General features: G+C 68.0%; 6 protein-coding genes. 1 reads left to right on the top strand and 5 read right to left on the bottom strand.

What is annotated here, in order from left to right:
- From Q2100_RS28970 to Q2100_RS28950, 5 genes are all read right to left on the bottom strand, one after another.
- The coding region (locus Q2100_RS28970) for an MCE family protein (RefSeq protein ID WP_302916805.1) at positions 1-1,292 on the bottom strand (1,292 nt) is incomplete at its 3' end.
- On the bottom strand, positions 1,289-2,374 hold the full coding sequence (locus Q2100_RS28965) for an MCE family protein (RefSeq protein WP_302916804.1): 1,086 nt from the start codon (positions 2,372-2,374) through the stop codon (positions 1,289-1,291). The genes Q2100_RS28970 and Q2100_RS28965, both read right to left, overlap by 4 nt.
- Positions 2,374-3,402, bottom strand: coding sequence for an MCE family protein (locus Q2100_RS28960; protein ID WP_302916803.1), 1,029 nt, complete (start codon positions 3,400-3,402; stop codon positions 2,374-2,376). Before Q2100_RS28960 ends, Q2100_RS28965 begins: the two co-directional genes overlap by 1 nt.
- Positions 3,399-4,586, bottom strand: coding sequence for an MCE family protein (locus Q2100_RS28955; RefSeq protein WP_302916802.1), 1,188 nt, complete (start codon positions 4,584-4,586; stop codon positions 3,399-3,401). Before Q2100_RS28955 ends, Q2100_RS28960 begins: the two co-directional genes overlap by 4 nt.
- Positions 4,587-4,636: 50 nt before the next feature.
- Positions 4,637-5,758, bottom strand: a complete 1,122-nt coding sequence (locus Q2100_RS28950; RefSeq protein ID WP_302916801.1) for an NAD(P)H-dependent amine dehydrogenase family protein — start codon at positions 5,756-5,758, stop codon at positions 4,637-4,639.
- Positions 5,759-5,973: 215 nt separating this feature from the next.
- Between Q2100_RS28950 and Q2100_RS28945 the strand changes: the two genes are divergently transcribed.
- Positions 5,974-6,471, top strand: a 498-nt coding sequence (locus Q2100_RS28945) for an LLM class flavin-dependent oxidoreductase (RefSeq protein ID WP_302916800.1), incomplete at its 3' end; no start/stop codon positions are given.

Here is a 6,471-nt window from a genome sequence, read left to right as displayed (position 1 = left end):
GGGGGCGGCGCGGATGGGCCCGGCGGTGGTCCCGGAGGCGGCGGTCCCGCGGGCGGGGCGCCGCCACCTACGGGTTGGTAGGCCGAGTCGTCGGGCGCGATCGGTATTGGGTCGGACGTGGTGCCGGGCCCACCCGGCATCAATTTGGGGTCGGTGTAGATCAGCTTGCCGGGGGAGGGGACCGAGGTGAGAAGCGGGTTGATCGGAAACGGAAGCAAGTTGAAGTTCAGCCGGTCCAGCCCGGGGCCGAGGAACTGCGAACAGAGCTTGCTGGTCTCGCTGGAGGTGGCGTTCTCGAGCGCGCCGATCATGCCGCAGAAGAACAGCGTCGGGTTGGCCATGTTGTTGAAGATGAACACGCCGCTGGCGCCTCCGGTGCGCGGATCCATCATGTTGTAGGCGTTGGCGATCGCCGAGGGCGCGATGTGCAGGACCTGTTCCAGGTCGGGCTGATGGTCGACCAGGTTCTGCGTCACATTCACCAGGCGCTGTAGCTGTTCGGACGTCCGGTCACGGCTGCCCGCCACGAAGCGCTGCACGTCGCCCACGGCCTCGGACAGGTTGGTAAGGGCCGCGTCGAGGTCGTCGCGACTTCCGTCGAGAACGCTCGACAGGGTGGCGAGCCGGTCCTGGAACGAGACGATCTGCTCATTGCTGTCGCGCAGCACCGCGACGAACGTCTGGAGATTCTCGATCATGGCGGTGATGTCGCCGCTTCCGTTGGCGAGGACCCTGCTGATGCCGGCCAGTTGGGACACCGTTTGGCGCAGCTTCGCTCCGTTGCCCTCCATCGCACCGGCGGCGCTGTCGATGAACCGGCCGACCGAACTCGTCGACACCGGCCCGGTCGGCCCCAGGTCGGTGGCCAGGCGGTTCAGCTGCTCCTTGACCTCGTCCCATTCGACGGGTACAGCGGTCCGGTCCAGCGGAATCACCCCGCCGTCGGGCATGGTGGGGCCTTCGCCACCGGACGGGGTGAGCCCGACGAAGCGGGCCGACACGAGGTTCTGCGCGACGATCACGGCTTTGGCGGCGGCGGCCACCCGGACCCCGTGAGCGACCTCCATGGTCAGCAGGGTCTGGGTTCCGTCGGGCTGGATCCCGGTGACGGTGCCCACCTTTACGCCGGCGATCCGGACCTCGTCACCGGGGTAGATGGAGCTGGCGCTGGTGAAGATCGCGGTGATGGCGGTCGGGCGGAACACGTGCCGGTGGACGAGGAAGGCGCCGGCGGCGACGATCAGCACGACGAGTGTCACGGCGGCGGACCGCACCAGTGCGGGTCGGGTCATCGCGGCGGTCTCTCGGGAATACCGTTGCGCGGGAACGGTATCTCCGCCCTGGGCCCGACGTTGTCGGGTGGCTGTCCGGCATTGACGCCGCGCCGGAAGCCGAACGCGTAGTCGAAGAACGGCTGCAGGACGAACGGCAGGTCCAGGTTCGGGATGTAGGCGGAGTAGAACGGGCCGCTGGCGACCGTCTCGCCGAGGGTGATCTGGAACTTGGCCAGACGCGGCAGCGCGGTGGCGATGTTGTCGCGCTGGCGTTCGAGCATCGCGAGTACTTCGTTCAGCTGATCGAGGGTGGGGGCGAGCTCCTGCTCGTTGTCACGCACCAGCCCGGACACCTGTTCGGCGAGGGCCGATGTGTAGGCCAGCAGTTCCACGATGACCTGTCGCCGCTCCGACAGCGTGCCCACCAGCGCGTCGGCATTGAGGATCAGGGTGGAGATCTGATCACTGCGCCCGGCGAGGATCTCGGTGACGTCGCGGCCGCTGGCGAACAGCGCGCCGAGAGAGTCGTCGCGTTCGTTGAGTGCCTTCGAGATCCGCGTCAAACCGTCGAATGTCGGTCCGAGCTGCGGGGCGATCTGGTCGATCGTCGTCGACAGGGTGTCCAGCGCCATGTTGACATCGCCAGTGTCGGTGGCGGCGGTGTTGCTGGTGAGCTCACCGACAGCGTCGGTCAGCGTGTACGGAGAGAAGGTGCGCGACAGCGGGATCACGTCGGCCTGCCCCAGCGTGCCCTCGCCGGACGACTCCAGCGCCAGCACGCGCTCACCCAGCAGCGTGCCCGTACGGATGTGGGCCGTGGTTTGCGACCCGAGGTCCACCTTGCCGTCCGTGGTGAAGGTGATCAGCGCGTTGGGGTCCTGCAGCGAGATGCCGGTGACGGTGCCGATGGTCATCCCGGAGATCGTCACCTTGTTACCCACCGCCAGCCCGCTGGCGTCGGCGAACACCGCCTGGTGGCGGACCGACGTCGCCCAGCCGATCAGCCTCTCCGGCGAGAGCCCGACGGCCACGATCAGCACGGCCAGCACCAGGCCGATGAAGCCGGCCCGGATGACCCCTGCGCCGCGGTATTTGAGCATCAGTTCTCAGCGCACCTTCCGCCGTCCTGCGAGTAGACCGGGAAGACCGCGGTCCGGCCCTGCAGATCGGTGACGCGCACGCCGAGCGAGCAGATGTAGTAGTTGACGAAGCTGCCGTAGGAGCCGATGCGCACCAGCTTGCGGTAGTTCTCGGGCGCCTTGACCAACGCGGTCTCGAGACGGTCCAGCTCGTTGACCAGATTCGGTGCCAGGGCGCTGAGTTCGTCGACCGTGGCGGCCAGCGGCGCGCGGGTATCGTCGAGCAGGTCGGTGAGCGAGGCGGTGCCTGCGGCCAGCGAGTCGATGGCGGTGCCGATCGGTTCGCGTTCGACGGCCAGTTCGGAGACCAGGCGCTCGAGGCGGTCCAACGCACCGGAGAATTCGTCGCCCTGATCGCTGAGCGTCGCGAGCGTCGTGCGCAGGTTCTCGATCACCTGGTCGATGACCTGACTCTTGTCGGCCAGCGCGTTGGAGAACGACGACGTCCGGGAGAGCAGCGATTCCGCGGCGTCGCCCTGCCCCTGGACGATCTGGATGAGTGAGGCGGACAGTGCGTTGACGTCGTCTGCGTTGAGGCCCCGAATCACCGGTTTCAGACCGCCGAGCAGCAGATCGAGATCGAGTGCCGGTGCGGTCCGGTCGGCGGGGATACGGGCTCCGGCGGGCAGGAGCGTCGTCTCGCCCACGTCGTCGACCAGTTCCAGGAAGCGGTCACCGACGAGGTTGAGATACCGCACCACCGCGCGTGTCCCGGTGGTCAACACCACCGCACGGTCGGCATCGAAGGTCACCACGATGCTCTTGTCGTCCTGCAGAGAAAGCTCTTTCACGCTGCCGACCCGCACCCCGGCGTAGCGCACCGTCTCTCCGGCGCGAAGGCTGGAGACGTCGGTGAAGACGGCGGAGTACTCGTTGGTCGGGCCGGTGCGGTACTGACCGAACACGGCGAACAGGCAGGCGGTGAGTGTCAGCATCACCACGGTGAACGCGCCGATCCGGACGGCGGGCACGCCGGGCCTGCGACTCATCCGGGTTGCCCGATCTGGGCGCTGTTGCGGGGCGGGCCGTCCTGCGGGCCGAACAGAATCTGCTTGAGCAGGTCGGAGTTGAGCACGATGCCGCGGTTGTTGTACTTCCAGGGATTGGCGCCGGTGTCGGCGATGACGAACGGCGGCGCTTTGCCGTACGGCACGGCGGGCAGGTCGGTGCACTGCGGGCCGCCCGTCGCGGCGACCTTCGGCAGGTCCGCCGGGTACCGGTAACGCTCCTGCCCCCAGAAGAATCCGGCGAGCACCTCCACGCCGGGCACGTTGAGCGGTCCGTTGTTCGACATCACGTTCAGCGACTGGAGTCCGCAGGTGAGCGCGCCGCGGTAGTCGTCGGTCAGAGTGGTGACCGGTGTCAGCAGCCGCAGCACGTCGGCGAGCGGCTGGCGGTTCTGCTCCAGCACCGGGGTGCCGACGTCGCCCAGGCCGATGAGGCTGACGAGCAGTGTGTCCAGGTCGTCCTGCCGGTCGACCACGGTGCGACTGAGCGTGGCGGCGTTGTCTGCGACGGTCAGCAGATCGGGCGCGGCGTCGGCGTAGGCGGCGAGCACCCCGGGCGCCGTGGCCAGGTCATGGTTCAATGCGTCGAGATGCGGGTTGATCTTCGCCAGTGCGGAATTGAGATCCTGCAGTGCGGTGCCGATCCGATCGCCACGGCCGTTCACCGCCGCGGCGATGGCGCCGAGCGTCTCGCTGAGCTTTTCCGGCTGCACCGTCGAGAGCACCGAGACAAGCTGCTCGAAGAGGGTGTTCACCTCGAGCATCACCCGGTCGGTGTCGAGCACCTGACCCGGCTGGATCGATGCCTCCGACGGATGTTCGGGTGGGATCAGCCGAATCACTTTGGCGCCGAACACTGTTGTCGACGCGATGTGGACGTTGACGTTGGCGGGGATGACATCGGCCTGGCGCGGTTCGATCGACAACCGGATGGCCGCGCGGCCATCGGGCAGGTCGTCGATCGCCTCGACCTTGCCGATCTGGACGCCGTGGATCTGGACCTTGGCATCGGGGTTCATCACCAGGCCGGCGCGGGGTGACAGCACTGTCAGAGGGACCGATTCGGCGAAGCCGTCGCGGAAGAACGTCGCGGACAATGCCACCAGTCCGATGACGAGCGCGACGCTTGCGACGCCCATCAGTGGACGCACGACTGCGGCCTTCACCCCTGCTCCTTCCCCCCGTCCCGCGATCCGATGGTGTGCCGGTCCGCCGGTCAGCCCCCCGCGAACGAGTGCCGCGGAATGGTCAGGGGCAGGTCGACGGAGCTCAGCAGGCCCGGATGCGCCGCGGCGACATAGGGGATCGCGTTCACCACGCGCATAGCCGTCGACACCATCGCCCCTGCACCGGAGGTCATTTCGGGAATCCCGGCCCGTACCGGGTCGCGCAGGGTGGACGCCAGCGTGCAGTCGATGTCGGGGTCTCCGGTGATCTGCACACGGTAGGAGAGGTCGCCGATACCCCGCGGCCAGTCCGGCGCGACGTCGTGGGCGAGGCGGGTGACGTGTTCGATCACGACGGCCTCGCGGCCGTCGACGATCCCGATCGCCTGCATGCGCAGTGCGCCACAGGTCCCGGCTTCGACGGTGCCCATGGCGACCTCGAGCGTCCGGTCGGTCACCGCACGGTCGAAGGTCTCGCGGACCTCCTGCACCTCGACACCGAGTGCGTCGGCGACGAGCCGGATCTGGCCCTGCCATTCGCCGGCGATGGCGCCGGGGAAGCCGATCCACGGCTCGTACTCGAGGGGCCTGCCGAATCCCAGCGCGTCGCTCATGATGTCCGGGACGCCGTAGTCGTCATACAGCCCCATCTCGAAACAGTGGATCTTTTCGATGGACGACGATTGGGTGGCGAGGACCAGCGGCAGATAGTCGGCGGCGAAACCGGGTTCGATCCCCGACGCGTAGAGCGAGGCCTGGCCCTCCTTCGCGGCGGTGACGAGCTGGTCCCGCCATTCGGCCGGTTCGTAGGCCTGCGGGTTGACCAACCGTGTGGTGCTGGTGGTCACGACGTTGATCCCCGCGCTGAGCAGCTTGACGTAGTCGGGGATGGCCAGCGCGTCGCGTTCCGGGCCGCTCGCGGCGTACACCACGCAGTCCGGCCGCAGCGCGATCAGTTCGTCGGCGTCGCCGGTGGTGGCCAGCCCGATCGGCTCGCCGTTGGCGAGCTCGCCGGCATCCTTGCCGACCTTGTCCGGCGAGTGGACCCAGACCCCGACGAGGTCGAGGTCGGGTCGCGCGTCGATCGTCCGGATCGCGATGGACCCGATCCCGCCCGTCGACCAGACGACGACCCGGTGCGGTGCCGCTGACGGCGTTCCGGCGTTGATCATGGGCCCTCCACCTCGGAATAAAACCTAACGTTTGCTCCGGAAAGTAACAGTAGCTACCAGGCCGGTCAAGGGTCGGACCGATCCAGGTGACATGAATCCGGCAGGACACCGGGTGTGGTACGGAAAAGCCCGGCGAATCCTCGCATTCGGCTACACAGAACAAAAGTTAGGTTAGAGTCGCACACCGTGACGGCTCCTGCTGCGAGGTGGCGTTGATGTTCACCATGCGGTTCGACATGCGGACGTCGGCGGGGGCCGCAGCCCGGCCCGACCTGTATGCGGCGGCCGTGGAGATGTGCGAGTGGGCCGAGACGCGCGGTGCGCTCGTCGCCGTCCTCTCCGAGCACCATGCCACCGACGATGGACACCTGGCCGCACCGCACCTGCTGGCGGCCGCGATCGCCGCTCGCACCCGGCAACTCGGCATCCTGCTTGCCGCCGTACCGATCCCGTTCTGGGATCCGGTGCGGCTGGCCGAGGAGATGGCCGCGCTGGACATCATCAGCCGGGGCAGGGTGTCCTATGCCTTCGGGATCGGGCATCGCGAGGCGGAGTACGAACACTTCGGGGTGGAGCAGCGCACCCGCGGGCGGTCGGCCGACCAGCGATTGGCATTGGTGCTGCGGATGATTCGGGGCGAAGCGGTCGAGATCGACGGCCGTCGGGTCCGGATCAGCCCGCCGTGCGTGACGGCGGGCGGTCCGGCGGTCCTC

Source organism: Mycolicibacterium arseniciresistens (assembly GCF_030519285.1).
In the GTDB taxonomy this organism is placed as follows: domain Bacteria; phylum Actinomycetota; class Actinomycetes; order Mycobacteriales; family Mycobacteriaceae; genus Mycobacterium; species Mycobacterium arseniciresistens.
Note: the sequence above shows the minus strand (reverse complement) of the source record. Positions and strands in the feature narration are given on the sequence as shown.

What these genes read in the sequence shown, in the direction of transcription:
- Q2100_RS28960 (WP_302916803.1), bottom strand. Translation starts at nt 3,402, where the DNA reads ATGAGTCGCAGGCCCGGCGTGCCCGCCGTCCGGATCGGCGCGTTCACC.
- Q2100_RS28965 (WP_302916804.1), bottom strand. Translation starts at nt 2,374, where the DNA reads ATGCTCAAATACCGCGGCGCAGGGGTCATCCGGGCCGGCTTCATCGGC.
- Q2100_RS28950 (WP_302916801.1), bottom strand. Translation starts at nt 5,758, where the DNA reads ATGATCAACGCCGGAACGCCGTCAGCGGCACCGCACCGGGTCGTCGTC.